This window comes from Mucilaginibacter polytrichastri (genome assembly GCF_001911425.1).
Classification (GTDB): domain Bacteria; phylum Bacteroidota; class Bacteroidia; order Sphingobacteriales; family Sphingobacteriaceae; genus Mucilaginibacter; species Mucilaginibacter polytrichastri.
Genome location: NZ_MPPL01000001.1, coordinates 1810053 through 1836073, shown reverse-complemented (window position 1 = coordinate 1836073; position 26021 = coordinate 1810053). Strand labels below are relative to the sequence as shown.

28 protein-coding genes and 1 riboswitch are annotated in these 26021 nt (G+C 41.6%); of the genes, 9 read left to right on the top strand and 19 right to left on the bottom strand.

Annotated features, from left to right (window positions below):
* Positions 1–39 precede the first annotated feature (39 nt).
* On the top strand, positions 40–1005 hold the full coding sequence (locus tag RG47T_RS07965; RefSeq protein WP_074488924.1) for a glycosyltransferase family 2 protein: 966 nt from the start codon (positions 40–42) through the stop codon (positions 1003–1005).
* Between the two features lie 295 nt (positions 1006–1300).
* Here the strand turns inward: RG47T_RS07965 and RG47T_RS07960 are convergent, their stop codons facing one another.
* Entirely contained in the window at positions 1301–1498 is a 198-nt protein-coding gene (locus RG47T_RS07960) for a hypothetical protein (RefSeq protein ID WP_074488923.1), read from the bottom strand.
* A gap of 259 nt (positions 1499–1757) precedes the next feature.
* Between RG47T_RS07960 and RG47T_RS07955 the strand changes: the two genes are divergently transcribed.
* Genes RG47T_RS07955 through RG47T_RS07940 form a run of 4 tightly spaced genes read left to right on the top strand, consistent with a single transcriptional unit; the run spans position 1758 to position 4754 of the window.
* Positions 1758–2234, top strand: coding sequence for a DUF4442 domain-containing protein (locus tag RG47T_RS07955; protein WP_074488922.1), 477 nt, complete (start codon positions 1758–1760; stop codon positions 2232–2234).
* Between the two features lie 12 nt (positions 2235–2246).
* Positions 2247–2708: a GNAT family N-acetyltransferase gene (locus tag RG47T_RS07950; RefSeq protein WP_074488921.1), complete on the top strand. Its 462-nt coding sequence runs from the start codon at positions 2247–2249 to the stop codon at positions 2706–2708.
* A 12-nt stretch (positions 2709–2720) separates the two neighbouring features.
* Positions 2721–3344 carry an AlbA family DNA-binding domain-containing protein gene (locus RG47T_RS07945; protein ID WP_074488920.1) on the top strand — a complete coding sequence of 208 codons (624 nt, stop codon included), beginning with the start codon at positions 2721–2723 and terminating at the stop codon, positions 3342–3344.
* Positions 3345–3392: 48 nt separating this feature from the next.
* Positions 3393–4754, top strand: a complete 1362-nt coding sequence (locus RG47T_RS07940) for an MATE family efflux transporter (protein ID WP_074488919.1) — start codon at positions 3393–3395, stop codon at positions 4752–4754.
* Positions 4755–4851: 97 nt separating this feature from the next.
* Here RG47T_RS07940 and RG47T_RS07935 read toward each other — a convergent pair whose 3' ends face one another.
* The 6 genes from RG47T_RS07935 to RG47T_RS07910 are packed head-to-tail and all read right to left on the bottom strand — an operon-like array spanning position 4852 to position 9370.
* Positions 4852–5754 (bottom strand): histone deacetylase family protein, encoded by a 903-nt coding sequence (locus RG47T_RS07935; protein ID WP_074488918.1) that lies wholly within the window; start codon positions 5752–5754, stop codon positions 4852–4854.
* A 6-nt stretch (positions 5755–5760) separates the two neighbouring features.
* On the bottom strand, positions 5761–7047 hold the full coding sequence (gene kynU / locus RG47T_RS07930; RefSeq protein ID WP_074488917.1) for a kynureninase: 1287 nt from the start codon (positions 7045–7047) through the stop codon (positions 5761–5763).
* A gap of 43 nt (positions 7048–7090) precedes the next feature.
* Entirely contained in the window at positions 7091–7597 is a 507-nt protein-coding gene (locus RG47T_RS07925) for a pyridoxamine 5'-phosphate oxidase family protein (RefSeq protein WP_074488916.1), read from the bottom strand.
* A 57-nt stretch (positions 7598–7654) separates the two neighbouring features.
* Entirely contained in the window at positions 7655–8257 is a 603-nt protein-coding gene (locus RG47T_RS07920) for a DNA-3-methyladenine glycosylase (RefSeq protein WP_074488915.1), read from the bottom strand.
* Positions 8254–8901: an alpha/beta fold hydrolase gene (locus RG47T_RS07915; protein ID WP_074488914.1), complete on the bottom strand. Its 648-nt coding sequence runs from the start codon at positions 8899–8901 to the stop codon at positions 8254–8256. The genes RG47T_RS07920 and RG47T_RS07915 overlap by 4 nt, the downstream gene beginning before the upstream one ends.
* On the bottom strand, positions 8894–9370 hold the full coding sequence (locus RG47T_RS07910) for a GAF domain-containing protein (RefSeq protein WP_074488913.1): 477 nt from the start codon (positions 9368–9370) through the stop codon (positions 8894–8896). The genes RG47T_RS07915 and RG47T_RS07910 overlap by 8 nt, the downstream gene beginning before the upstream one ends.
* A 74-nt stretch (positions 9371–9444) precedes the next feature.
* Between RG47T_RS07910 and RG47T_RS07905 the strand changes: the two genes are divergently transcribed.
* The gene (locus RG47T_RS07905) at positions 9445–10155 is read left to right on the top strand and encodes a DUF3291 domain-containing protein (protein ID WP_074488912.1); all 711 of its coding nucleotides are present in this window, start codon (positions 9445–9447) and stop codon (positions 10153–10155) included.
* Complete coding sequence (locus RG47T_RS07900) at positions 10152–10400, top strand: hypothetical protein (protein ID WP_074488911.1); 249 nt, start codon at positions 10152–10154, stop codon at positions 10398–10400. The genes RG47T_RS07905 and RG47T_RS07900 overlap by 4 nt, the downstream gene beginning before the upstream one ends.
* Here the strand turns inward: RG47T_RS07900 and RG47T_RS07895 are convergent.
* From RG47T_RS07895 to RG47T_RS07865, 7 genes are all read right to left on the bottom strand, one after another.
* On the bottom strand, positions 10397–11125 hold the full coding sequence (locus tag RG47T_RS07895; protein ID WP_074488910.1) for a Dph6-related ATP pyrophosphatase: 729 nt from the start codon (positions 11123–11125) through the stop codon (positions 10397–10399). The genes RG47T_RS07900 and RG47T_RS07895 overlap by 4 nt on opposite strands.
* 119 nt (positions 11126–11244) lie before the next feature.
* On the bottom strand, positions 11245–11931 hold the full coding sequence (locus tag RG47T_RS07890; protein WP_074488909.1) for an SIR2 family NAD-dependent protein deacylase: 687 nt from the start codon (positions 11929–11931) through the stop codon (positions 11245–11247).
* A 67-nt stretch (positions 11932–11998) separates the two neighbouring features.
* Positions 11999–12577, bottom strand: coding sequence for a DUF6580 family putative transport protein (locus RG47T_RS07885; RefSeq protein ID WP_074488908.1), 579 nt, complete (start codon positions 12575–12577; stop codon positions 11999–12001).
* Positions 12578–12629: 52 nt separating this feature from the next.
* Positions 12630–13676: a YncE family protein gene (locus RG47T_RS07880; protein WP_074488907.1), complete on the bottom strand. Its 1047-nt coding sequence runs from the start codon at positions 13674–13676 to the stop codon at positions 12630–12632.
* Between the two features lie 9 nt (positions 13677–13685).
* Positions 13686–15731 (bottom strand): TonB-dependent receptor, encoded by a 2046-nt coding sequence (locus tag RG47T_RS07875; protein WP_074488906.1) that lies wholly within the window; start codon positions 15729–15731, stop codon positions 13686–13688.
* 108 nt (positions 15732–15839) lie between these two features.
* Positions 15840–16049, bottom strand: a riboswitch (cobalamin riboswitch).
* Between the two features lie 110 nt (positions 16050–16159).
* On the bottom strand, positions 16160–18556 hold the full coding sequence (locus RG47T_RS07870; RefSeq protein ID WP_074488905.1) for a ribonucleoside-diphosphate reductase subunit alpha: 2397 nt from the start codon (positions 18554–18556) through the stop codon (positions 16160–16162).
* A 49-nt stretch (positions 18557–18605) separates the two neighbouring features.
* Complete coding sequence (locus RG47T_RS07865) at positions 18606–19580, bottom strand: ribonucleoside-diphosphate reductase small subunit (RefSeq protein WP_074488904.1); 975 nt, start codon at positions 19578–19580, stop codon at positions 18606–18608.
* 368 nt (positions 19581–19948) lie between these two features.
* On the opposite strand from RG47T_RS07865, the gene RG47T_RS07860 reads away from it, so the two are divergent.
* Positions 19949–21193: a serine hydrolase gene (locus tag RG47T_RS07860; protein WP_074493245.1), complete on the top strand. Its 1245-nt coding sequence runs from the start codon at positions 19949–19951 to the stop codon at positions 21191–21193.
* A gap of 93 nt (positions 21194–21286) precedes the next feature.
* Positions 21287–22009, top strand: a complete 723-nt coding sequence (locus RG47T_RS07855; RefSeq protein WP_083627336.1) for an SRPBCC family protein — start codon at positions 21287–21289, stop codon at positions 22007–22009.
* Positions 22010–22078: 69 nt separating this feature from the next.
* On the opposite strand, the gene RG47T_RS07850 is transcribed toward RG47T_RS07855, so the two are convergent.
* The 5 genes from RG47T_RS07850 to thrS all read right to left on the bottom strand — a co-directional run bounded on the left by RG47T_RS07850 (position 22079) and on the right by thrS (position 25799).
* Positions 22079–22525, bottom strand: coding sequence for a hypothetical protein (locus RG47T_RS07850; RefSeq protein WP_074488903.1), 447 nt, complete (start codon positions 22523–22525; stop codon positions 22079–22081).
* Positions 22526–22604: 79 nt separating this feature from the next.
* Complete coding sequence (rplT, locus tag RG47T_RS07845; protein WP_074488902.1) at positions 22605–22949, bottom strand: 50S ribosomal protein L20; 345 nt, start codon at positions 22947–22949, stop codon at positions 22605–22607.
* 84 nt (positions 22950–23033) lie between these two features.
* Positions 23034–23234 carry a 50S ribosomal protein L35 gene (gene rpmI / locus RG47T_RS07840; protein WP_074488901.1) on the bottom strand — a complete coding sequence of 67 codons (201 nt, stop codon included), beginning with the start codon at positions 23232–23234 and terminating at the stop codon, positions 23034–23036.
* Between the two features lie 68 nt (positions 23235–23302).
* Entirely contained in the window at positions 23303–23872 is a 570-nt protein-coding gene (gene infC, locus RG47T_RS07835; RefSeq protein WP_074488900.1) for a translation initiation factor IF-3, read from the bottom strand.
* A gap of 1 nt (position 23873) precedes the next feature.
* Positions 23874–25799: a threonine--tRNA ligase gene (gene thrS / locus RG47T_RS07830; RefSeq protein ID WP_074488899.1), complete on the bottom strand. Its 1926-nt coding sequence runs from the start codon at positions 25797–25799 to the stop codon at positions 23874–23876.
* Positions 25800–26021: the final 222 nt, after the last annotated feature.

Below are 26021 nucleotides of genomic sequence, written 5' to 3'. Positions count from 1 at the left end.
AAAATCTTATCTTTGCATCCCAAACAATATAATTTCCACATGCCCGAACTTTCAGTAGTTATTACAGTACTTAACGAGAAAGAGAACATCAGTCCGCTTATTGCCGAAATTGATTCAGCCCTGGCTGGTATTGATTACGAAGTAGTTTTTGTTGACGATGGTTCTGAGGACGGTACCCAACAGGAAATTATTAAAAACGATAATAGCCGCGTTAAGCTGGTTGAACTGCGCAAAAACTATGGCCAAAGTACAGCCATGACCGCCGGTATTGACTACGCCGAAGGCGAATACATTGCCCTGCTGGACGGCGACCTGCAAAACGACCCGAAAGATATCCCTTCCATGCTGCAAAAGCTAAAGGATGAAGATTGGGACGTGGTAGCCGGTAACCGTAAAAACCGCCAGGATGGTATGTTTCTGCGGAAGATACCCAGTAAGATTGCCAACGCGATGATCCGTAAGCTAACCGGTGTTTATATTAAGGATTACGGTTGCACCTTAAAGATCTTTCGCACCGAAATTGCCCAAAACCTGGGCCTCTACGGCGAGCTTCACCGCTTTATACCGGTATTGGCCAAACAACAGGGTGCGCGTATCACCCAGATTGATGTGGCCCACCATGCCCGCATCCACGGGAAATCTAAATACGGTATTAACCGCACCTTTAAGGTTATCAGTGATTTAATCTTGATGGTGTTTTTCCGAAAGTACATTCAAAAACCAATGCACTTGTTTGGCAGCATCGGGTTTACGCTTTTCTTTTTAGGTGTAGCTATCAATATGTACCTCTTGGTACTTAAAATAATGGGCCACGATATTTGGGGCAAGCCGATGTTAATACTTGGACTAATCCTTCTATTAGGCGGTATCCAACTGATAACACTAGGTATACTAGCCGAAATCAATGTGCGTACCTATTTCGAATCGCAAAACAAAAAAACTTACCAGGTACGTAAAATATATACCGGCGGGCAAATCATTAAGCCTGCTATTATCAGCGCTTAAATAAATTTCCTGCTTAAACAAAACGTCCAACACAAATCTGCTTAAGCGGACAATGTGATGGGCGTTTTTTTGTTTATACAGTTTATTAGTAGTAATAATTTATCGTTCAAGGGACAATGAAAAAGCTTTCGTTGTTTCACTTTATTTAAATAATCGCATTAAGTAAAATACATAATATACTGAATTACAATAGTAATTAACTATAGATTAATCATCAAATAATGTGTAAAATTTCTCCTATAACACAAAAAAAGGCCTGCCTTTTGGAGCAGACCTTATACTTTTAAAAAGAAAACTACCTGGTCGGAGTTTTGGTAGTATCCTTTTTGGTGGTGTCTTTTTTAACACTGTCAGTTGCGGGTGTATTCATTTTCGTCGAGTCTATTTTAGTACTGTCAGAACTACTGCTTGCAGCCTTCTCAGAACTACAACCTACTGCGATGCTACTTGCAAATATGGCCGCTAATGCGATCTTTAAAATGTGCTTTTTCATAGTCGTTATTTAAATGTGTTAATACTTAGATGTATAGGAGCAACGCTGGTTTTAACTAATTGTTTGTAATTTTTAATTTACAGATAACTAAACGCTGTTTATTATTGAACGCCAGCGAAGATTTTTTCATATAAATTCCGACTTTCTTAAGCAGGTATTTCATTACTTTAAATATTAAAAATAAAGGCTGAGGGCATATGTGCATAAATAATTTCTTCCGTCTATTTCATCCATAAGCCTTAATGCTGATATTCGGCTTATGGCTATTTCGGCTTCTTTATTAAAATGGGGACTGCGGTTTTACCCCCCGCTACTGTTTCAACGAATTTGGGTGGTTACCATCGCTAAGGACTTTAAAAGTACAACTGTTAAAGTGAACAGAAGCCTCTTTAACATTAATTACAATTATGCCATTTTCGGCGGTACGCTATTTTGTGCGGCCGACCCTTTCCATCCTATAATGATGCACCAGGTGTTGCTTAATAAAGGCTACAAAGTTATTGTATGGAGTAAATCGGCCCAGATAAACTTCCTGAAGCCCGGTGCTACAGATCTGCGCTTTACGGCAACACTCACCGATGCCGACATTGCAGAAGCAGAGCATGTCATCAATACCGAAGGTAAATACACGCGTAATTTTAATGTAGATTTTTATAATAAAGCAGGTGAAATATGCGTAACAGTTAGTAACGAAGTGTACATTCGTAATTTAAACTTTACAGAAAAAACCGTATAATTTAGTGCAGCAATGTTAACAGAAGAACTTATTGATAACTGTATAAAGGCTGGATATTGTATCTCTACAGATAAACATTTATTTGATATAGATACTGCTTATACCCTGTTAATCAATGAGTCGTACTGGGCAAAGGGCATGCCTTTGGCTATTTTTAAGCGGGCGGTTGAAAACTCGATGTGCTTCGGAATTTATCATAATGGCACTATAGCGGGCTTTGCCCGTGTTATTACAGACAACGCCACATTCGCTTATATCTGTGATGTATTTATCCGGACAGAACACCGCGGAAACAGCCTGGGGAAATGGTTGATCCATACCATCAGAACTCATCCCGACTTGCAAGGACTTAGGCGCTGGTCATTGGCCACTAAAGATGCCCACGGCCTGTACACCCAGTTTGGATTTGTACCCATTGCCGAACCGGAATCGTGGATGGAAATTAAAACACCTTACGTTACACAAAATTATTAAGAGAGGATTTGAATGAACATCAAGAGGCTCATCCTGGATGGAGAAACAGTAACGCAAGATTTCAAAAAAACCATTACCAGCTGCGAGAAAATCGCTAAAACAATGGTATCATTTGCCAATAATAAAGGTGGCCGCTTGCTCATCGGCATAGCTGATGACGGTAGTATTAAGGGTGTTAAAGACGAAGAAGAAGAGCGATATATGATTACCAAGGCCGCTCATTTTTTTGCAAAACCTGCCCTAGAGCCCAGCTTTGAAGAGGTTTATGTAGATGATAAACTGGTTGTGGTTGTAGAAATACCCGAAAGTGACATTAAACCACATTATGCCCTTAGCGATGATGGCAAATGGTGGGTATACGTACGTGTAAAAGATAAAAGCGTACTGGCCAGCAAAATTGTTGTGGACGTGCTGAAAAGATCAAATGATGATAAAGGCGTACTGATCGAATACTCATCGAAAGAGAAAGCCCTGCTGGAATACCTCGAGTTGCACGACCGTATTACCGTAAAAGAATACTGCGAACTGCTTAACTTAAGCCGCAGGCGGGCACAGCGGATTATGGTTAATCTTGTACTATCTGGCGTGGTGCGCGTGCACACCAACGAAAAGGAAGAGTTTTACACAGCTGCCTGAGATCAAACCCAAAAAACCTATTTTTGACGGCCATTATAAGCCGTAACCATGAAACAGTTTTTAGCCACCTACAAACCGCATTACCGCGATAACCTTAAACTGGCTATACCGGTGGTGATCTCGCAATTGGGGCATATACTGGTACAAACATCAGACAGTATTATTGTGGGGCATTTTGCCGGTACAGTTGCGTTAGCGGCAGTTTCGCTGGTAAACGGCCTGTTTATGATTATTATGGTGCTGGGCCTGGGCCTTTCGTATGGCTTAACACCGCTTATTGCCCAACAGAACGGGCAAGATAACTTTATAGAATGCGGTAAGCTTTTGGCAAATAGCCTGCTCATTAATATCGTGAGCAGCATTGTATTATTTATGCTCATCTATTTTGGCGCTGTGCTGGCGCTGAATCATTTAAACCAATCGCCCGAAGTAGTGGCACAAGCCAAGCCATTTCTGCTGTTACTGGGCTTATCTGTAATACCAATGTTGCTGTTTACCACCTTTAAGCAATTTGCCGAAGGATTGGGTTTTACCAAACAAGCGATGTATATCTCTATATGGGGCAATGTCTTGAACATTGTTTTGGGTATCACCTTTGTAAAAGGCTTGCTCGGTATCCACCCCATGGGTGTACGGGGCGTAGGGTTAAGTACACTGATAGACCGTAGCATGATGGCCATTATTATGGCAGTTTATGTACTACGCTCGGCTAAATTTAAGGCTTACTTAAAAGGTTTTTTACTAGCAAGCATAAACAAAATACGCATCAGGCAAATTCTTAAAATAGGCGCCCCTGTTGCCATGCAATACACCTTCGAGATTAGCGCTTTTAGCGGTGCTGCCATTATTATTGGTACTATGGGCGCAGTACCACAGGCAGCGCATCAAATTGCCTTAAACATGGCCTCTATAACCTACATGGCCGCAAATGGCATGGCAGCGGCAGCAGCCATCAAATCGGGAAACTTCTTTGGTGCTAAACGCTTTCATGATCTGCGGCATTCGGCAATAGCAAGTTACCATGTGGTGCTGGTTTTTATGTCTGTAACAGCACTTATGTTTACGTTATTTAACCACTGGCTACCATGGATCTATACTTCTGATGAACGGGTTATAACCATTGCATCACAGCTACTTATACTTGCAGCGCTATTCCAATTATTTGATGGCGCACAGGTAATAGGCCTGGGTGTGTTAAGGGGTATGGGCGATGTAAATGTGCCTACCGTAATCACCTTTTTAGCTTACTGGGTAGTTGGCATACCCGTTGGGTATGTACTTGGCCTGCACTTTCATTTAGGTGTAATGGGCGTTTGGTACGGGCTGGTATTGGGGTTACTTACCGCGTCTATATTGCTTTACTTCCGGTTCAGCCAAATTACTAAGCGGCATGCCTCTCAGGTTCAATAAATGTCATGTTGAGGCACTCGAAACACGTGGACGGGGCTTCTGCACTCACCCTTCGAGTACATCAGGCTGTACTTTTTTTTATCTAAAGAAATTTCCTTCAAAAATATAAATCCATTGCCACTCTATAGGTGTTGCAATGTGCATCCACAATATCCTTAATATCGGTTGAATAACCGCCGCCCATGCTTACCTGCACTGGTATTCCATGTTGTTTACACTGCTGCAACACAAAGCGGTCGCGGACTTTGCAGGCATCCATAGATACTTTGAGTTTGCCTAATTTATCTGTAGCCAGGATATCAACACCAGACAGATAGAATATAAAATCGGGCTTTTGCTGCGCGATGAGTTTAGGCAAGGTTTCGGTTAACAAATTCAGAAATTCATCTCCATTGGTATCATCTGGCAAAGGAATATCTAGGTCAGATTTTTCTTTTCTGAACGGGAAATTTTTATCGCCATGCATAGAGAAAGTAAACACCGCTGGGTTATGCTCAAAGATCTGCGCTGTACCGTTACCTTGATGCACATCAAGGTCTACAATCAATATAGACTTGGCCAAGCCTTTCTTCAGCAGGTAATTGGCGGCTATGGCCTGGTCGTTTAACATACAGAAACCCTCCCCCCAGTTACTGCCTGCATGGTGGGTGCCACCTGCAACATTAAAGGCTACGCCATATTCAAATGCATAATGGCACCCATCTATTGTGCCTTGGGCAATCCTTATCTCCCGCTCCACCAGTTGTGCCGACAATGGGAAACCGATACGCCTTTGATCTTTGGGTGTCAGGGTAAGGTCGCGGAGTTGCTCCCAGTAGGTTTGTTGGTGCGTCAATAAAATAATTTCTTCGGATACCGGGCCTGGAGAAAAAAGATTTTCTTGCGTAATGAGGCCTTCATGCAAAAGCTGCCCCGGTATCAGCTCATATTTCAGCATCGGGAAACGGTGTCCTTCGGGCAAAGGATGAGCGTATATCGGGTCGAAAGCAATCTTCAGCATTATTTACTATTGCACGTGTTTTACAGCTTCCAGCAAGTATTTGGCAGCCTGGTAAACATCTTCGAAACTATTATACAATGGCACCGGGCTCAAGCGGATCACATCCGGTTCGCGCCAGTCGCCAATTACACCGTTACTTACCAGGTAATCAAATATGGCTTTGCCGTCACTTTTGCAAATCAGTGATAGCTGGCTTCCCCGCTCCTGCTGATTAGCGGGTGTGATAATTTTAAAGTGCTCGTAATTAAGCTGTTTATTCACTTGCTTAATTAAATACTCGAGATAGGCTGTAAGGAGAATACTCTTCTTATTTAACGCCGTTACACTCCCCGCCTTTTCAAAAATTTGTAACGAGGCATTCAACGAAGCCATTAATAATATCGGGCTTGTGCTTACCTGCCAGCCCTCGGCCCCAGCTTCGGGTTGGAAACCGGGCGTCATCTTAAATCGATCTTTGAGCTTATAACCCCACCAACCGGCAAAACGATCAAGGCTGGTATCATGATGATGTTTCTCATGTACAAAGATGCCACTTATACCCCCCGGGCCGGAGTTCATATATTTGTACGAACACCAGCAGGCAAAATCAGCACCCCACTCATGTAAACTTAGCGGAACATTACCGGCAGCATGCGCCAGATCAAAGCCCACATAGGCACCTGCCTGGTGCCCTGCTGCGGTAATGGCTTTCATATCAAAAATCTGGCCGGTATAGTAGTTTATACCTGCAAAAAGCACCAAGGCTACCTCATCTGCATTTGCATTGATTTGGACAATAATATCTTCGATCCGTAAAGTGTATTCACCTTCGCGCGGAGCTATTTCTATAATGGCATCAGCAAGCTCAAACCCATGAAATTTAACCTGGCTCTCCACCGCATACTGATCGGACGGGAAGGCACCCGCCTCCATTAATATTTTATATTTTTTTGAAGTTGGTTTATAGAAGCTCACCATAAGTAAATGCAGGTTTACGGTGAGTGAATTCATTACAGCTATTTCATGCGCCTGCGCACCTACAATTTTAGCCAGCGGGCCAATTAGCTTTTTGTGATATTGCAGCCATGGTTCATCACCCTCAAACCACCCTTCCACACCCAGATTTCTCCAGGCAGCTAACTGGCTCATTATAATAGTTTCGGTACTTTTAGGTTGCAGGCCTAATGAGTTACCGCACAGGTATATGGCATCATTACCTTTGTGTTGCGGGATGTAAAACTCCTCGCGAAGGTTGCGAAATTGATCGCTTGCGTCTAATGACTGTGCAAATGAAAGGCTGTTTTCAAAGTTCATTGGTCAATATTACAAAAAAGGCAGATTTTACGCTGCCTGTATTTTATAAATCCAATTCCTTATGCTCGTCTTTGTCATATGGTTCGCCCTTCAAGGCTGCTTTAATACGCTTAATGAGTATGACAATAGCGCCGGTGCTGGTATCCCAATATTCGGCATGCTCAGTATCTACTCTAATTAAAGCAAGCTTTGGATCATCAATACCTAATGGAAAGAAAGATTTCAGCATTGGTAACCAAAGTTCCTGCATCTTGGCCCTGTCGTCTGACAGATATACATTACCGGTTACGCTGATATAGCTACTCCGCTCGGTATCGGCATAGGTAACCAATACCTTATTATCAATCGATATCTCTGCTACCTTAGTAGAAAATTCATTGGTAAAAAACCAAAGGTTCCCGTCAACATCTAACTGTGCCGTTCCCATTGGCCGGCTATGAAACCCTTTTGTAGCATTATAAGTAGTGAACATGCCGTTTTTGATCTTGTCGATCATACCGCGTAAACGTTCAATACCTTCAAGTCGTTTTAATTCGTATTCGTATTCCATATAGTTACTGTGTTTATTAACTATACAACCACAAATATTTACTTTTAGTTTAAAATATTATTTATTTGGTTTGCTTACATAACTATTGCCTTTAATGTAGAAGCGATAAGGTAGCAAAGCATCATCACCAGCATAGTCCACGCCTACCCTTGGCACTGCTGCAACTTCATCATCTGCAAAAGTTAGGCCCCGGTCTTCTATCCATAAGGTATCGCTTTGCAGGCTAATACCATTGATTTTACGGGAAACGCCAAGCGCTTTAGCAACAGAGCCAGGCCCCATGGTTATGGTCGGCTTTATTACAGCCATATTGCGTCGGTACTGCATAATATCCAACCCTATTGTTGGATTGACAGCCCGGATCAATACCGCATGCGGCTGCCCTTCTACCGAAGTTACAATGTTCAGCATTTCATGAATACCGTAGCACAGGTAAACATAGGCCACACCGCCCTGCATAAACATGGTTTGGGTACGTGGTGTTAAGCGATTGCCATAAGCGTGCGATGCTTTATCTATTATCCCGTTATAAGCCTCGGTTTCTACAATGTAGCCGCCGGTAACCACGCCATCAATCCGGGTAAACAGGTATTTACCGATAAGATCACGACTCAATTTAACTACGTCACTATCGAGGTAATAAGATTCTGGAAGTTTCATTGCTGTAACACCTCCTTCAATAACCCGTTAATCTCTTTTGCTTTATCAAACACCATAATGTGCGTACCACCATTAACCAGGGTTGCTCCTTTTATATTTTTATAACTAAATACCATATCCTTATTGCCTGTAATATGGTAAACGTTTAAGGGTACTTTTTTGCTTTGCCAATTTAATACCGCATGCATAGCCCATTTAACAAATGTTGGTGATGAGCTTTCCAGCATTGAGCGGAACATGGCCCCATCTTCCTCATTCATGTGGCCAAATACGGGCTTTATCAATATGCCTAGCGAAGTAAAAAATTGAGCAGGAATGATTTTGTAAACAGGAATTTTGCGAAAGAAATTAAAATACCATGGTGCTTCGTTACGGCTTTTTATGCTCGAAATGAGTATCGCCTTGCTTAACTGCAACTGGTTGGCTATTTCAATAGTGAGCATCCCTCCTAATGATACACCCAAAACTATAGCATTTTGTTCGATATGGTATTTGGCTATCAGCTTAGCGGCATAGGTGGTCAGCGTATCATTAGTGCCGGGCTCTATCCAATGTACATAAGTTATATCAAAACCGGGTAACTCCAGATTTTTGAACAAACGATAATCAGCACCCAGGCCAGAGATCAGGTAGATCTTATCCATTCACCAGCATTACAATTTGCTCCAGGTATAGGGCATCTGTCTCGTCAAATTGATCTAATTCTTCGCTATCCACATCCAATACGCCCCAAACTTCACCATCTTTAAATAATGGCACAACAATTTCAGATCGTGATAACGAGCTGCAGGCAATATGACCAGGGAATGCATCAACGTCTGGCACTACAAAAGTTTTGCCCTCGGCCCATGAAGCACCGCAAACACCTTTCCCTTTTGCAATACGCGTACAGGCAACAGGCCCCTGAAAAGGCCCTAAAACCAGCTCATCTTTTTTTACCAGGTAAAAGCCAACCCAAAACCATTTAAACTGTTCTTTTAATGCAGCAGCCACGTTGGCCAGGTTGGCAACCAAATCTGTTTCGCCAAATAAAAGCGCTTCTATTTGCGGTACCAGCGATTGATATTGCGCTGCCTTATCGGTTGTATTGATAATTTTCAGATCATCTGCCATTTGACAAAAGTATAACACAATTGCCTTAGTTTGATAAGCGAAATATCATATTTATTGGTTTACTTCGCTAACCCATGTTAACCAGTATTACTATAATCCGTTACCGTAAGCCACTTATTCCGTTTGCCTTGCTGGCTATGGCTGTACACCGTTTACCCTTAATGTTAAGCAAGGGCTGCACTTTTTGGAAATTGCTTGGTAGTGGCCGTAACGGCACTTTTGACCTTAAACCCGACTGGCAGCAATGGGGCTTGTTAGCCGTTTGGGAAAGCCGAGAAGATTTTGACCATTTTTACAAAAAATCGTTTATCACCAGCTGGTGGAAACTGTTTGCCTACGAAGGCTGGACCATGCTATGCGAGCCATTGCAAAGCCACGGTAAATGGGACGGTAAACAACCATTCGGCACCAATAACATTACAGATTATAACGGCCCTGTAGCTGTACTAACAAGAGCTACCATCAGAACACGGCGATTGAAAAATTTTTGGTCTAATGTGGATGAAGTGGCCAACATGATGACATCAGCCAAGGGATATATTAATTCCATAGGTGTTGGTGAAGCCCCTATTTACCGCCAGGCCACGTTTTCTATCTGGGAAAGTGTAGATGATGTGAAAAACTTTGCATACCGCTCGCGCGAGCATGCCGAGGTAATTAAGAAAACACGGAGCGAAGATTGGTACAGCGAAGAGCTTTTTGCACGTTTTAAACCCATTGCTGCGTTTGGTACACTGAACGGTACCGACCCTTTAAAAGGAATGTTTAATTTTGTTGAACAATGAGAATAATTGCCGAACTGCCCCACCCCGACTTCAAGATCTCTATTTTGAGCATGAACCAGAAATTCATCATCAAGATAGAAAAAGGGGTATATGAACAAACTTACAAGTTACCCGAAATTGATTTAACCGATGGTGTAAACAGCGTTTTTGAAATACTGGACGAAGAGTTTCTAAAAACCGTAGGCGAACGCTTCGCCACCATGAATAAAGATTTTAAAGACACCTATTTCCGCTACAACTACTAAGCAGGCAGCAAATCGCAGTACCAAAAACCGGCTATTTTGGGTGCGGCTTGTGATGACACGCAGCTATCATTTACATCTTTAGGCGCTTGATAAGCTTTAAATACTTTCTCACCCAGCTTGTAGGCTATCGGCTTTTTAAATATCGGCCCTTTAAAAGTATAAGTATGAAACTCGCCGTTCTCGCCGCAAACGTCCACATCAGCAGGTAACTCGCTGATTAGTTTCCTGTCAATTTCCTTTCCAGCAAAATCACCTAAACGCTCTTGGGTGCAGGCTATTACAGTACCAAAACCAAGGTCCAGAAATTCGTTTATCAATTCGTAAGTATTACGTTTCCAGAGCGGGTAAATGCCTTCCATGCCGACTTCACTCAACCGGGCATCGCGGTAATCGCGCAGGTCTTGCAGAAATATATCGCCGAAAATGGAGTGAGTAACACCTTCTTCCCGGAACTTATGCAGATGTAAACCCATAATCTCGTCATAAGCCGACATACCTGGCATTTCCGGCAAACGGATCTGATGGAGTTGGATACCTATGCTTTCTGCCTGCTTAATCAACAGTTCTTCGCGTACGCCATGCATCGAGATTCGGTTTACCGCATCATTAACGGTAGTTACCAGGTACCTGATTTCCAGCTGCGGATCTTTAAGCGCATGATAAAGAGCGAGCGAGCTATCTTTGCCGCCGCTCCAATTGAAGATACATTTTTTTTTAGTGAGCATATTATCTTTAGATTTTGTTCATTCTGAACGGAGTGAAGAATCTTATGCTCCATCTATAGCATACTTACTGGGCGAAGAAGATTCTTCACTACGTTCAGAATGACAAATAGCTGTAATAATTATTGATTCAACAACTCCTCAACCAGCATTGGCACACCCTCCGTTGCTTTGGCCTTAATTTTAATGATGCCCGATAAAGACACATCAGGTATTACAGGATCAACAATATACTTATGCACTTTCCTGGGTACATAATTGATTAATCCAGCTGCAGGATAAACAGCCAGCGAAGAGCCAACCAATATAAATAGATCAGCCGAATGACAAATTTCTGCTGCAGGTTCTATCATCGGTACGGCTTCGCCAAACCATACTACATGGGCCCGTAAGGGCGAACCCAATTCGCACACCTCGTACATGCCGATCTCCCAGCCTTCAATAGGGTAAGTCAATTTAGGGTTGATGCTCGATTGCGAACGGGTGATAACACCATGTAAATGCAGCACATTGGCAGACCCGGCCCGCTCATGCAGGTCATCTATATTTTGGGTGATGATGGTAACGTCAAATTTTTCTTCCAGCTTAGCCAGGGCATAATGGGCAGCGTTGGGGCTGGCTGCTAATACCGATTTACGGCGCTGGTTATAAAAGTCTTGCACCAAAATGGGGTTACGTTCCCATGCTTCGGGCGTGGCTACATCTTCAATATTATAGCCTTCCCACAGGCCATCGCTGTCGCGAAAAGTCTTCAGCCCGCTTTCGGCGCTAATACCGGCGCCGGTTAATACCACTAACTTTTTTTTCATCGCTAATCAATATCATAAAAAAAGCGATGATCACTCATCGCTTTTAAAAATTTCGTTTGTTAATATACTAAGCCGCTGCTAAAGTTGGTTGGGCACGTAATACCGCATATTTGCTTTTAGCAAATTCGAAGCCTCCAAAAAGGATCAGCCCAAAAACTAAATCGCCCAGGATCATATTTTTTTCAAAAGGTATGGCTGCCGCCAGTGATTCGAAATACCCCATAATACCTTTAGAATATAACGTTCCATTTAACCAAGGCTCAATATCAGTAAGCAGCCAGTGGATAATAACCCCGCCTAATGATGCTAATATCACATTACTAAAATTCACTTTTTTAATCAGGCTGCCAAAAAATACCATGGCAAAAAAGCTGGCATACATCCACAGCGAACTTGTATACCAAACCAGTTTAGAGAAGTACAGGTAGTTTATCACTAAGTCACTCACAAAAAGTGCAGCAAATGGCACCAGGTAAGCTTTCCACTTATCATTAAAATAGGCACCACCAAAAATTGCAATGGCACCTACCGGCGTAAAATTGCTCAAAAACTGATATTTGTAACTTACCAAACGCATTGCCGCTGCAGCAATAATCATCAAGATTAAAACCGCGTTTCTGATATTGATTTTTTGTTGTTGTGACATTCTATATTATTGGTAAAGCAAATTTACTGATTATCAAACGAAATAAAAATCATTAGTTCAAGAACACGATATTTGACGGTGTAATACCGGTAGTAACCGTGTATTCTGTTTTACCAGATTTATCAAAAGCAGTTACAGTTCCGACTGATTTGTAATCTTTGGCATCAGATACAAATACTTCGCCCGTTTTACTGTAAACATTAAGGCCGTAAGCAGCTTTAAACGTTGTACCATCCGTAATAAAATTAGCACTGCTGATAACTTGTATTTTTGTGTTATATACAACTACTTTGCCAGTACCGCTAAGGTAATAAGCAAAATCGCCGTTAACAACAAAAGGTGAGCCATAACCCACATCTACCGTATTTTGCGAGGTAGTTGCATCTGTAGTATTATCAATTATGCTGATACCCGGCATAATGGTATTATAATCCCCGTTAGAGATAACATAAACATGGCCATATGCATCTGCAGATATTGCAACAGGATTAAGTATTACGTTCACTGTTTTGGTTACCGTCAAACTGGTTAAGTCAATAACGGATACCGTATTATCGGGCGTTGCGCCTAAACCACCCGAGTTAGCTACATATAACTTGTTGTTTGATACCACAAGTTGCTCTGGGTTACGGCCTACTGTAATACTTTTTGTAATTGCGAAAGTAGCAGTATCAATCACAGAAACGGTACCATCGTAAGATGTTACAAATGCATTGTTTTTGTAAAATGCCACGCTACGCGGTTGTTTTTTGTCAAACGATATTTGCTTGATTAATTTAGCCGTTTTAGGGTCAATCACATCAACCACGTTAGATACGTTTACCACCACATACATTTTAGAACCATATACTTTAAGGTCGTTGGGCGTATCACCTAAACCTGCGCCGTTTGCAGATGCATAGATATCAGCTGTGGTTGCTTTATCAGCGTAATTGTAATAGGTAAGTGTACCATTGTTACCACCGAATTTGCCTTGGTTTAAAACGAATATGCCGGCCGTAGGTGTGGGGGCTACATCGTTCTTATCCTTATGACATGACATTAGTGCGGTTATCGCAACAAGCGCCATTAACAGATTTTTTAGTTTTAAGTGTTTCATATTTTATGATTAAATTGTTATTTGAAAAGAAAGCCTGTATGAGCGGCCTGGCATTGGGTAACTGTATACAACTACATAACGCTCATTGAAAATATTATTTACCTCAAATGAAGCATTTACAGGAAGCTTGTTAGCCAAAATTTTATATACCAGCGAAGCATTACTTACATTATAGGTGGGTAAATAATACTGCGCCGTATTATTACTTACATAATATCTGGATGATGATAATGTTCCGTTATAGTACAGCCCCCAAATGCCATGATTGATGCCAGCGTTTAAGTTAATCAGGTTTTTAGGCGTGTATGGAATTTGATTCTTGTAAAATGAGTCATCGGGACTGGTAACATCAAACGCCTGCTGATAGGTATAGTTAAGCGAGAAGATGCCCATCCAACCTGCAGCAGGGATAACATTTGTTTTTAATGTTACATCTACCCCTTTAATATCAACCTTGCCTAAATTGGTAACAGATGGTGTTTCGGGCGAGCGCGTTGGCAGGTAGATTATTTTATTATGTACATTGTTGTAATAGGCATCGGCAGTAATTGCAACATCGTGCACAAAACCATCGAAGCTTTTTTGGTAGGTTACCCCGATATCATATTGTTTGGTACGTTCGGGATTTAAGATACGTGGCCGGATAGCGTAGTAATACTGTTCGGCAAATGTTGGGTTACGGAAAATATCTTTATAAAATGCCCTTAGCTGCAACCCCGAGCTTTTAAACGGCAGAAAAGTGGCAGCAATAGTTGGTGTAAAAGCAGATTTAGAATCGGCTGCCACACCATTTTTTACATGATCTCTAATATATGAACTTAACAGGTTCGCTTGAAAATGCCAACGGTTAAAATTAAGATCACTAGCCACGGCGTTTAGCAAGGTTAGCCTTGTTGGGAATGCGTATTGGTAATAACTGGTATACACATCGCTGAACAAGTTGGTTAGTGCCGCATCTGAAGAATACGAAACCTCCCAGTTTTTCAAGATATGATACCCCACTGAAGCCGATTGGTAAAACTCATGCTGCATATAATGCTCGTTAACGCCACCTGCATTATTTAAATAATCGGGGTCGGTGTAATGCAAATAGTTTTGCGAGTACTTACTGTTAATTAATAAATGGAAACTGCCTGGCGCAATGTACTCGTAGGCAGACTGTACCAACAAGTCGTGATTTTGAAGCCGCTGATTAGATGCTGTAGTATAATAAATTACAGGGCCGGGCAATCCCCTATCACTGTTGTAATAATTAAACTGTATTTTAAACTTGTTACTGTCGCTTTTGGCCCAATACAACGCACCATCGGTTTGCAGGGCTTTGATATCGCTATTTCTGCGGATAGCCAGTGTGTCCGATCCATCCCCTGTCTCTTTATATTTATACTGCCCGTTGGCATAAGTATAATTACCATTGAGCACAAACGACCATTGTTTAGATATACGCTGCTGCCATTGCAGATAAGGATTGATCAGCCCAAAAGAACCGCCATTTGCGCCTACAGAAATAAGATAAGGTTTAGCTTCAGTTAGCTGTGGCCTTATCGTTTTAATATCCAATATGCTGGCCGATGCAAATGAACGTGCGGGCTGCACAATACCTGGAGCCTGCCCGTTATATAACGCTATAGACTGTACGTTATAAAGGCTGAATTTACCCAGATCAATTTGTCCGTTCTGGGCATCGTTTAGCACAACACCATCATACAAAACACCCGTATGGCTGGCACCGAGGCTACGTACAGATATCGTTTTTAACCCACCGACTCCACCATAATCTTTCATGTTGACACCGGCAAAGTTGGCGGCAATATCGGCTACTGTTAAAGCGGCGTAATGGCTAAAATCTGCACTGGATATTTGCTGAACTGGCACAATGGTTTGAACATTGGGAGCGCTTAATGATGTTACATTAACTTCTTTGAGCTTATGGGTAGTATCCTGCTGTGCTTTAAGTTGAGATGAGAAAAGAATTAAAAAAATAGCAAATCCAATCTTCAACGTATCGTGATAATAGTTGCGCTTAATATTGATGCCGAATGCCAGTTTTTCCATTTTTCAAAAAATTCAAGCATAACAACGGAGAAAAACGAATGGAATACAACCTGTCAAATAACTGACCAGTTATAGTATTTCACCCAAGCTTCAATCCGCGAAAGCTATGAATTGATAACACTTTTGGCAGGTCTTCTGGCTCATCCTACGTTGACGTCTTCCCATACCGATACAGAATCGGGACAGTGACTAAATGGATCAACTGACCTCTGTATAACAAAGGCCGGACTTACAGCTGCGGGACAGCTCCGGAATTACACCGGATTCCCTTTTAATCCTTACTGTTTATGGTAAGAAACCTAAAAGCTTCGCAAAAGTAATATAACAAACCGACATTTAGCGATATCGATAAATTATCTCACAAAAAAGCCGGGCTGCTTTTGCAAACGGCCCGGCTAAAATTAAGGTTGATAAAATCCTTTTATAGTTTATGATGAACAAGTTACACAACCTTCTTCCATACTGCAGCTTGGGCCGCTGGTTTGGGTAAGTTCAATGCTGTCCAGATCATTCATTTGTACATTAGGTTCTGGCAACGGGATAACTGCTTCCATTTCCTTGCTGCCTTGTTTTTCTACAGTAAACTGTACGGCTTGCGTAGCTGCCTGGGTACGCAGGTAATACATACCGGTTTTTAAACCTTTTTTCCATGCGTAGAAGTGCATGGAGGTTAGTTTCGATGTGTTAGGGCTATCAACAAACAGATTTAATGATTGCGACTGGCAAATAAACGCGCCACGATCTGCAGCCATATCAATCAGGCTGCGTTGTTTAATTTCCCAAACTGTTTTGTACAGTTCTTTCAGCTCAGATGGAATTTCAGCTATATGCTGGATAGAACCATTGGCAGCAATAATGCTGTTTTTCATGGTGTTATTCCACAAGCCCAAATTAACCAGATCTTTCAGTAAATGCTTGTTCACAATCACAAACTCACCGCTTAATACACGGCGGGTATAAATGTTTGAAGTATATGGTTCAAAACACTCATTGTTACCAAATATTTGTGAGGTAGATGCTGTTGGCATTGGCGCCATCAACAGCGAGTTACGTACACCATGTTTAACCACATCCTTACGTAAACCTTCCCAATCGTGGCGGTCTGTTGGTTTAACATCCCATAAATCGAATTGGAATTTACCTTTTGACAGTGGAGAACCTTTAAAAGTTTCATAAGCGCCCTCTTGTATGGCCAGGTCTTTACTTGCCGTCATGGCGGCAAAGTACATGGTTTCAAATATATTTTTGTTCAATACCTTAGCCAACTCGCTTTCAAACGGTAAGCGCAGTAAAATAAATACGTCGGCCAAACCTTGCACGCCTAAGCCAATTGGGCGGTGGCGCATGTTTGATGTACGGGCTTCTTCTACCGGGTAATAGTTGTTATCTATAATACGGTTAAGGTTTTTAGTAGCATCGTAGGTGATCTCGTATAGTTTATCAAAATCAAACTGGCCGTTGATTACAAAGCGAGGCAATGCCAATGAAGCCAGGTTACAAACAGCTACCTCATCGGGGCTGGTGTACTCCATAATTTCGGTACACAGGTTACTGCTTTTAATAGTACCTAAGTTTTGCTGGTTGCTTTTGCTATTCGCAGCATCTTTATATAACAGGTATGGTGTACCGGTTTCTATCTGTGCATCAAGGATGGCAAACCAAAGATCTTGCGCGCGGATCACTTTACGGGCACGGCCTTCTTTTTCATAACGGTGGTATAGTTCTTCAAATTCTGCTCCAAAGCATTCAGACATACCTGGCGCTTCGTGCGGGCAAAACAAGCTCCAGTCGCCATTGTCTTCCACGCGTTTCATAAACAAATCGCAGATCCAAAGGGCATAGAATAAATCACGTGCACGGGCTTCTTCTTTACCGTGGTTTTTACGCAGGTCAAGAAAATCGAACACATCTGCATGCCAGGGCTCTAAGTAAACGGCAAAGGCACCTTTGCGTTTACCACCACCCTGATCTACATAACGGGCTGTATCATTAAACACACGCAGCATTGGGATAATACCATTGCTGGTGCCATTAGTACCGCTAATGTAGCTGCCTGTTGCACGTACATTATGGATAGCTAAACCGATACCACCGGCACTTTGTGAAATTTTTGCTGTTTGTTTAAGGGTGTCATAAATTCCATCGATGCTATCGTCTTTCATAGAAAGCAAGAAACATGACGACATTTGCGGCTTAGGAGTGCCGGCATTAAACAGGGTTGGCGTAGCATGGGTAAACCAACGCTCGCTCATTTGATTGTATGTTTTGATAATGCTATCAATATCCTCTTTGTGGATACCTACGGCAACGCGCATGTACATATGTTGCGGGCGTTCGGCAATTTTGCCTTCAACACGTAACAGGTATGATTTTTCGAGGGTTTTAAAACCGAAGTAATCAAAACCAAAATCGCGGTCGTAAATAATAGAACTATCCAGTATGTCCGCATTCTTGCGAATAATGTCTATTACATCATCAGCGATCAAAGGCATTTTACGGCCGGTGTGTATGTCGGTATAATCGTACAGTCTCTCCATTGTGGCAGAGAAAGACTTGGTGGTGTTTTTATGCAAATTGCTTACCGCTATACGGCTGGCCAGTAAGGCATAATCCGGGTGTTTGGTAGTTAATGATGCAGCAGTTTCGGCAGCCAGGCTATCCAGCTCTGTAGTGCTTACGCCATCGTACAAACCTTCAATCACCTTTTTGGCAACGTCAATGGGGTCAACAAACGGGCTTAAGCCGTAAGATAACTTTTGTACGCGTGCCGTTATTTTATCAAACTTTACGCTTTCCTTGCTCCCTGTTCTTTTAAGTACAAACATGTGTGTCCCTCCTATTTTAAATTCTGTAAATCTATTTGATAATTATTTCTTAAAAGTCTTCGTCTAACGAAAACGCCTGGCTGTCTTTAGTATTGGTTGCCAATACACCAGATTTTTGGTAATCGCCTACTCGCTTTTCAAAGAAGTTGGTTTTACCTTGTAATGAAATCATCTCCATAAAATCAAATGGATTGGTTGCGTTATAAACTTTAGCATAACCCAATTCATCCAGCCATCTATCAGCCACAAATTCAATGTATTGCTGCATCAGGCGTGCATTCATCCCGATCAGATCAACCGGTAATGCATCGGTAACAAATTCTTTTTCAATTACTACAGCATCCAGTATAATTTCATGCACACGCTCTTCGCTTAGTTTGTTGCTCAACATGCCATAAAGCAAACAAGCAAATTCGCAATGTAAACCCTCATCGCGACTAATCAGTTCGTTGCTGAAAGTTAAACCTGGCATTAAACCACGTTTCTTCAACCAGAAGATAGAGCAGAAACTACCCGAGAAGAAGATACCCTCTACCGCAGCAAATGCAACTAAACGCTCAGCAAAGGTTCCGTTCTCAATCCATTTTAAAGCCCACTCTGCTTTGCGTTTTACACAAGGCACCGTTTCTACAGCGTGGAACAAACGGTCTTTTTCGGTATTATCTTTAATATATGAGTCAATAAGCAATGCGTAGGTTTCTGAATGGATATTCTCCATCATGATCTGGAAACCATAGAAGCAACGCGCCTCAGGAAGCTGCACTTCGCTCATGAAATTTACGGCCAGGTTTTCATTTACAATACCATCACTAGCTGCGAAAAACGCAAGGATATGTGAGATAAAGTGACGCTCGCCATCGTTCAAATTGTTCCAGTCTTTCATATCGCCGCTCAGGTCAATTTCCTCAGCAGTCCAAAAACTGGCTTCATGTTTTTTGTACATCTCCCAAATTTGGGGATAGTTGATAGGCAAGATCACAAATCGATCCTTATTTTCCCTCAGTAATAACTCTTCCTGTTCCATAGCAATTATATTTATGTTTTGAGTAAGGAATTGATTGGAGACAACTGTACTAGCACCAGAAAAATACCGGCAAGTGTGGTTGGCTTTATCAAAAACCCTAATCGTGAAAGTTTTAACAAATAAATCTCTTTTGGCAGGTTTGGCTTTATAATTTCAGGAGCACACAAGGAGCTCTTTTTTGCCTTTTTCTCACGAAACGCTTATTGCAGGCCGTGAGCCAAGAGAAATTGTTGTAATGAACTTGAATCAAATCTAAAGGAAAAATGGGCAGTTTAGGCACGATAGTTTTTAACAAAAGGCCGAGTTATTAACAATTGAGAAAATATTTCACAACTACAATGACTATCTTAGAACTGTTAATATTGATAATGAAACGCTTACTAATTTTATTTGCATTGTTTATTTCTATGTCTGCTTTTAGTCAAAAAACAGATACCGTGTTTTTGAAAAACTTATTGCTGGCACACTCCGAAATGTTTGAAGGTATACTAAAGCATCCAACCCAAAACGAAGTGCAAATATTATACACCCGGATAGACCGCGACGAGCATAACATACCTCACTTTACCTCTTATAGCTACCGTTTAAACCCTCACCACTACTTTTACCCGGCAAGTACTATAAAACTGCCTACAGCAATCTTTGCGCTGGAAAAATTGAATGAATTACACGTAAAAAGACTAACAAAAAAATCTACTATGCTGACTGATAGTGGTTTTACCAAACAAACCAAAGTTACTGCTGATAGTACAGCCCGCAATGGCAAACCCAGTATAGAGCAATATATTAAGAAGATACTATTAGTAAGTGATAATGATGCTTATAACCGCTTATATGAATTTGTGGGCCGCGCAGAGATTAATACCAAGCTAAAAAAGTACCAGCTTACTAACACACGCATTGTAGGCCGACTGGCTGTGGGCGATGGTGGAGATAATGCCCGCACCACTAACCCCATCCGCTTTTACAAAGGTAAGAAACTGGTATACACCGCATCTGCACAATATGATAAGGCAGACTACCCTATGGACTTAGAAAACACCATGCAAGGCAAGGGCTATATAGATAACAACGGCCAGTTGGTAATGCAGCCATTTAACTTTAACGATAAGAACGCATATCCCCTTGCCGACCAACAAATGGTGCTAAAGCGATTGCTTTTCCCAGAGGCCTTCCCTAAAGATCAGCAATATAATTTAACCCCTGCCGATTACCAACTTATTTACCATTACATGAGTATGTACCCTACCGAAAGTAAATGGCCTGCTTATAAACAACCCGGCTACTACCCTGCTTACTGCAAGTTTTTATACTATGGAGCAGAAAAAGACGCAACCATAAATCCCAATATCCGGATCTTTAATAAGGTAGGTGATTCATACGGATACGATATTGATAATGCTTACATCGTTGATTTTGACAACAAGGTAGAGTTTATGTTGTCGGCCGTTATACAATCAAACGAAGACGGAATTTACAACGATGATAAGTATGAGTATGAAACTATTTGCCTACCATTTTTAAAGAACCTGGGCCATGTGATCTACTTAGATGAGTTAAACCGCCCTAAAAAGTTTCAGCCCAACCTGTCGAAATTTAAGTTTAACTACTAACCATCTTTAACTACCTTTTAATCAATTTAAATTAAAAGAAAACATACCTATAGCTCTGCTGTTTAATCTGTATACCTATTTAAACAATTTAAGATGGCAACTACAGCATTACAGCGAACCACCATGTATCATGGCGAAGATAACGCTCATATAAATTTAGAATGGACTGAGCGCTATGTTTCAATAGCAGCGGGGGTTAAACTGGCCTTTTCGGGTCTTACGCATTTATTTAAAAGTCCGTTTACAAGTATTATAAAAATGGGTGCGGGTGGTTACCTGCTTAACCGGGGCATTACAGGGCATTGCGAATTGTATACGCAAATGGGCAAAGTAAGCACCGAACCTGTAAATGTAAATATCAGATCGTCTTTCACAGTAAACAAACCAAGGCATGAGGTTTATGCCTTTTGGCGACAGCTGGATAACCTTCCCTTGTTTATGAGGCACCTGGAAAGCGTTGAAGTATTGGATAGTAAACGTTCGCACTGGGTGCTTAAATTACCTGCCAATGTAACCACCGTAAGTTGGGATGCCGAGATTGTAAAAGACGAGCCCGGCGAAATGATCGGCTGGAGCTCGCTACCAGATTCTACTATTGACAATGCCGGTAAAGTGCGCTTTAAAGACGGCCCAATACCAGGCTCTACACTGGTTGATGTGGTAATTAGCTATCAGCCGCCTGCAGGTGGTGTTGGTACCGGTATTGCCCACATACTAAGCCCCGTTTTTAGAAGCATGGTTAATGAAGATGTACGCAACTTTAAACAGTATATGGATATTGAAGATGCAGGTGCCGTTATTATTGTAGAAGAATAACCCGTTAGCGTTAAACATATAAATAGAAACCCGCTGTTATGGCGGGTTTTTCTATTTAATTAAATGCTTTTATCGCTGCCTGATGATATAAATATTTTTAACATCGGCAAAGGGAAAGTTAGCATCCTCTTTACTGTAGGGTGCAATTTTAGCGTTGGTAGTAAATTTGGTAAGCGCTTCCAGATCATAATAGCGCCTGTTAAACGTGGCTTTGCCTACCAGCTCTTTACCTTTATATAGCATTACAAAGCAAACTTGGTCGTCAGATTCTACTTCGCTTTCAATAATATCAGTATAATAAGCCTTCAAATCGGCATCCAGATTCTTTTTGTTGGTATAAGGGCCCAGTATATATACCTTATCCCATTGTACTTCATTATAAGCACTAAGCTTTAAAGTTCCTTGCTTTTTATCCTTTAAACTGCTTTTTACAAATCTTTGCAGCGCATTATCACCAACGTATTTTCCGCATGAGGTAATGAGGAAACAAAGGGCAATTACTAATAGTTTTTTCATATCAATTATAAAATAAAGCTAATAAAAAAAGGGTCCCAATCAATGATGGGGACCCTTTTTTACAATATGTTATTGCCGCTTATTTAACAGCGTCAACGATAGCTTTAAAAGCATCAGGATGGTTCATCGCTAAGTCAGCTAAAACCTTACGGTTTAAACCAATTTCTTTAGCGTTTAATTTACCCATTAATTGTGAGTAAGAAATTCCATACTGACGGGCCCCAGCGTTAATACGTTGGATCCATAAAGCTCTGAATTCTCTCTTTTTAGTCTTACGGTCACGGTAAGCATACTGTAAACCTTTTTCAACTGTGTTTTTTGCAACGGTATAAACCTTGCTTCTTGAACCATAATATCCTTTTGCAAGGACCATGATTTTTTTCCGGCGTCTTCTCGACGCGACTGCGTTAACTGAACGTGGCATTTTTTTGCGTTTTTGGTAGTGAGTGCCTTTTTACAGAACTTTAAAACTCTAATACCTGGTTAAAAAATTTGTTTCCTTTAGAAATTACTTGCCGATACAAAGCATGCGTTTAACGTTACCCATGTCAGCTTTAGATACCATACTGGTGTGACCAAGGGCGCGTTTACGTTTTGTCGACATCTTGGTTAAGATGTGGCTTTTGTATGCGTTCTTTCTAGCGATTTTACCTGTTCCAGTAAGCTTAAAGCGCTTTTTGGCACTGGAATTGGTTTTCATTTTTGGCATAACTCTATTTATTTATTGTTGTTAGACGTAGTATGCACTACGTTTTTCTTAATTCGTTTTTCTAACAATTACTTTTTACCTGCCTTAGGTGCAACGGTTAAAAACATCCGCTTACCTTCCAGTTTTGGTAATTGCTCTACTTTGCCTACTTCTTCTAAAGCCTGCGCAAAGCGTAACAGTAATATCTCACCCTGCTCTTTGTAAACAATAGCACGCCCTTTAAAGTGTACGTATGCCCTCACCTTTTCGCCATCTTCCAAGAATTTCATAGCGTGTTTCAGCTTAAATTCAAAATCGTGGCTATCGGTATTAGGCCCGAAACGGATCTCTTTAATTACCGTTTGTTTTGCATTGTTCTTTATCTCCTTAAGCTTTTTCTTTTGCTCGTAGATAAATTTGTTATAGTCAGTAACTTTACAAACCGGAGGTACAGCATTTGGAGATATCTCAACCAAATCCAGTTCCTGTTGCTCAGCTATTGCCAATGCATCCCGTAGTGAATAAACACCGGGTTCTACGTTATCACCAACGAGGCGAACTTCCTGAGCCCGGATAAATTGATTGATATTATGTTCAGCTTCCTTTTTTTTGAAGGGAGGGCGTGGCCCCCTGCTAAAATTTGGTTTACTTAATGCCAAGTTATACTGTTGTTTCTTTAATTAATTGTTGTTTAAAATCCTCAATGGTTAAACTTCCCAAGTCGCCAGTACCGTGTTTTCGAACGGAAATTGTGCCTTCGGCTGCTTCCTTCTCGCCCACTATTAACATATATGGGATCTTTTTGATTTCAGCATCTCTAATCTTTCTGCCTATCTTCTCATCTCTGAAATCAATTAGCCCGCGAATATCGGAATTTTTTAATTCATCTGAAAGGTTTTTTGCATAATCTTCGAACTTTTCCGAGATCGGCAAAATAATATATTGATCGGGCGACAACCATAACGGGAAGTTACCGGCACAATGCTCTATTAATACAGCCACAAAACGCTCTAATGAACCAAATGGCGCACGGTGAATCATCACCGGCCTGTGTTTAAGGTTATCGCTGCCTGTATACTCCAGCTCAAAGCGTTCTGGCAGGTTATAATCTACCTGGATGGTGCCTAACTGCCATTTACGACCCAAGGCATCCTTCACCATAAAATCGAGCTTAGGGCCATAAAAAGCTGCTTCGCCTAACTCAACTACAGTATTCAGCCCTTTTTCTGCGGCTGCTTCCATAATTGCAGACTCAGCTAATGCCCAATTTTCGTCGCTGCCAATGTATTTCGATTTGTTTTCAGGGTCACGTAAAGAGATCTGTGCAGTATAATCTTCAAAGCCAAGGGCCGAGAAAACATACAATACCAGGTCTATTACCTTCATAAACTCCTCTTTAACCTGGTCGGGGCGGCAAAACAAGTGCGCATCATCCTGCGTAAAGCCACGTACACGGGTTAAGCCATGCAGCTCTCCGCTTTGCTCGTAACGGTATACGGTACCAAACTCTGCATAACGAACCGGAAGGTCTTTATAAGAGCGTGGTTTCGTTTTATAGATCTCGCAGTGGTGCGGGCAATTCATCGGTTTTAAGAAGAACTCCTCCCCTTCCTGCGGAGTTTTTATCGGCTGGAAGCTATCCTTACCATATTTTTCATAGTGGCCCGAAGTTACATACAGGTTTTTATGCCCAATGTGCGGAGTAATTACCTGTTCGTAACCTGCTTTGCTTTGTGCACGCTGTAAAAAGTTAACCAAACGCTCGCGCAGTGCGGTGCCTTTTGGCAACCACAATGGCAGGCCCATGCCTACTTTTTCAGAGAATGCAAACAACTCAAGCTCTTTACCCAGTTTACGGTGGTCGCGTTTTTTGGCTTCTTCAATAACACGCAGATATTCGGTAAGCTCGTTTTGCTTAGGGAAAGTAACGCCGTAAATACGGGTTAATTGCTTGCGGGTTTCGTCGCCGCGCCAGTAGGCACCTGCAGTATTCATCAGCTTAATAGCTTTTACAAAACCTGTATTAGGGATATGCGGACCACGGCACAAGTCGGTAAATTCGCCTTGTGAATAAAACGTAATAGAGCCATCGGGCAGGTCTTTAATCAGATCCAGCTTATACTCATCACCTTTATCGGTAAAATATTCAATAGCATCTGCTTTGCTAACCGGCTTGCGGATAAACTCCTCTTTAGCCTTGGCCAGTTCCAGCATTTTATCTTCGATCTGTTTAAAATGATCTGAAGAAAACTCCTGATCACCGAAATCAACATCGTAATAAAAACCGGTTTCGATAGCAGGGCCGATACCAAATTTGGTACCAGGATAAAGTGCCTCTAAGGCCTCGGCCATTAAGTGGGCGGATGAGTGCCAGAAGGTGGCCTTACCGGCATCGTCATTCCAGGTTAGTAATTTAACGTTCGAATCTTCTTCGATCGGGCGGCTTGCATCCCATACCTGGCCGTTTACTTCGGCGGCTAATACATTACGTGCTAAACCTTCGGAAATGGATTGTGCAATTTGCATGGAACTGATTCCTTTGTCGTACTGACGAACGGAACCATCTGGAAGTGTAATATTAATCATCTACAACTATGATTTATTGTTCAATAAAATTTAAATAATCAATCACCTACAAAGTGATTTATTTTCGAACTGCAAAGATACGATAAATTTGAGTGATTTCGGATGTCGGATGTTCGATTTCGGATTTACCATTTGCACGTAATTGCGAGGTACGAAACAATCTCGAATTCTATATGGAGTTCTCTGTATATCGGGGATTGCTTCGTACCTCCCTATGACAGG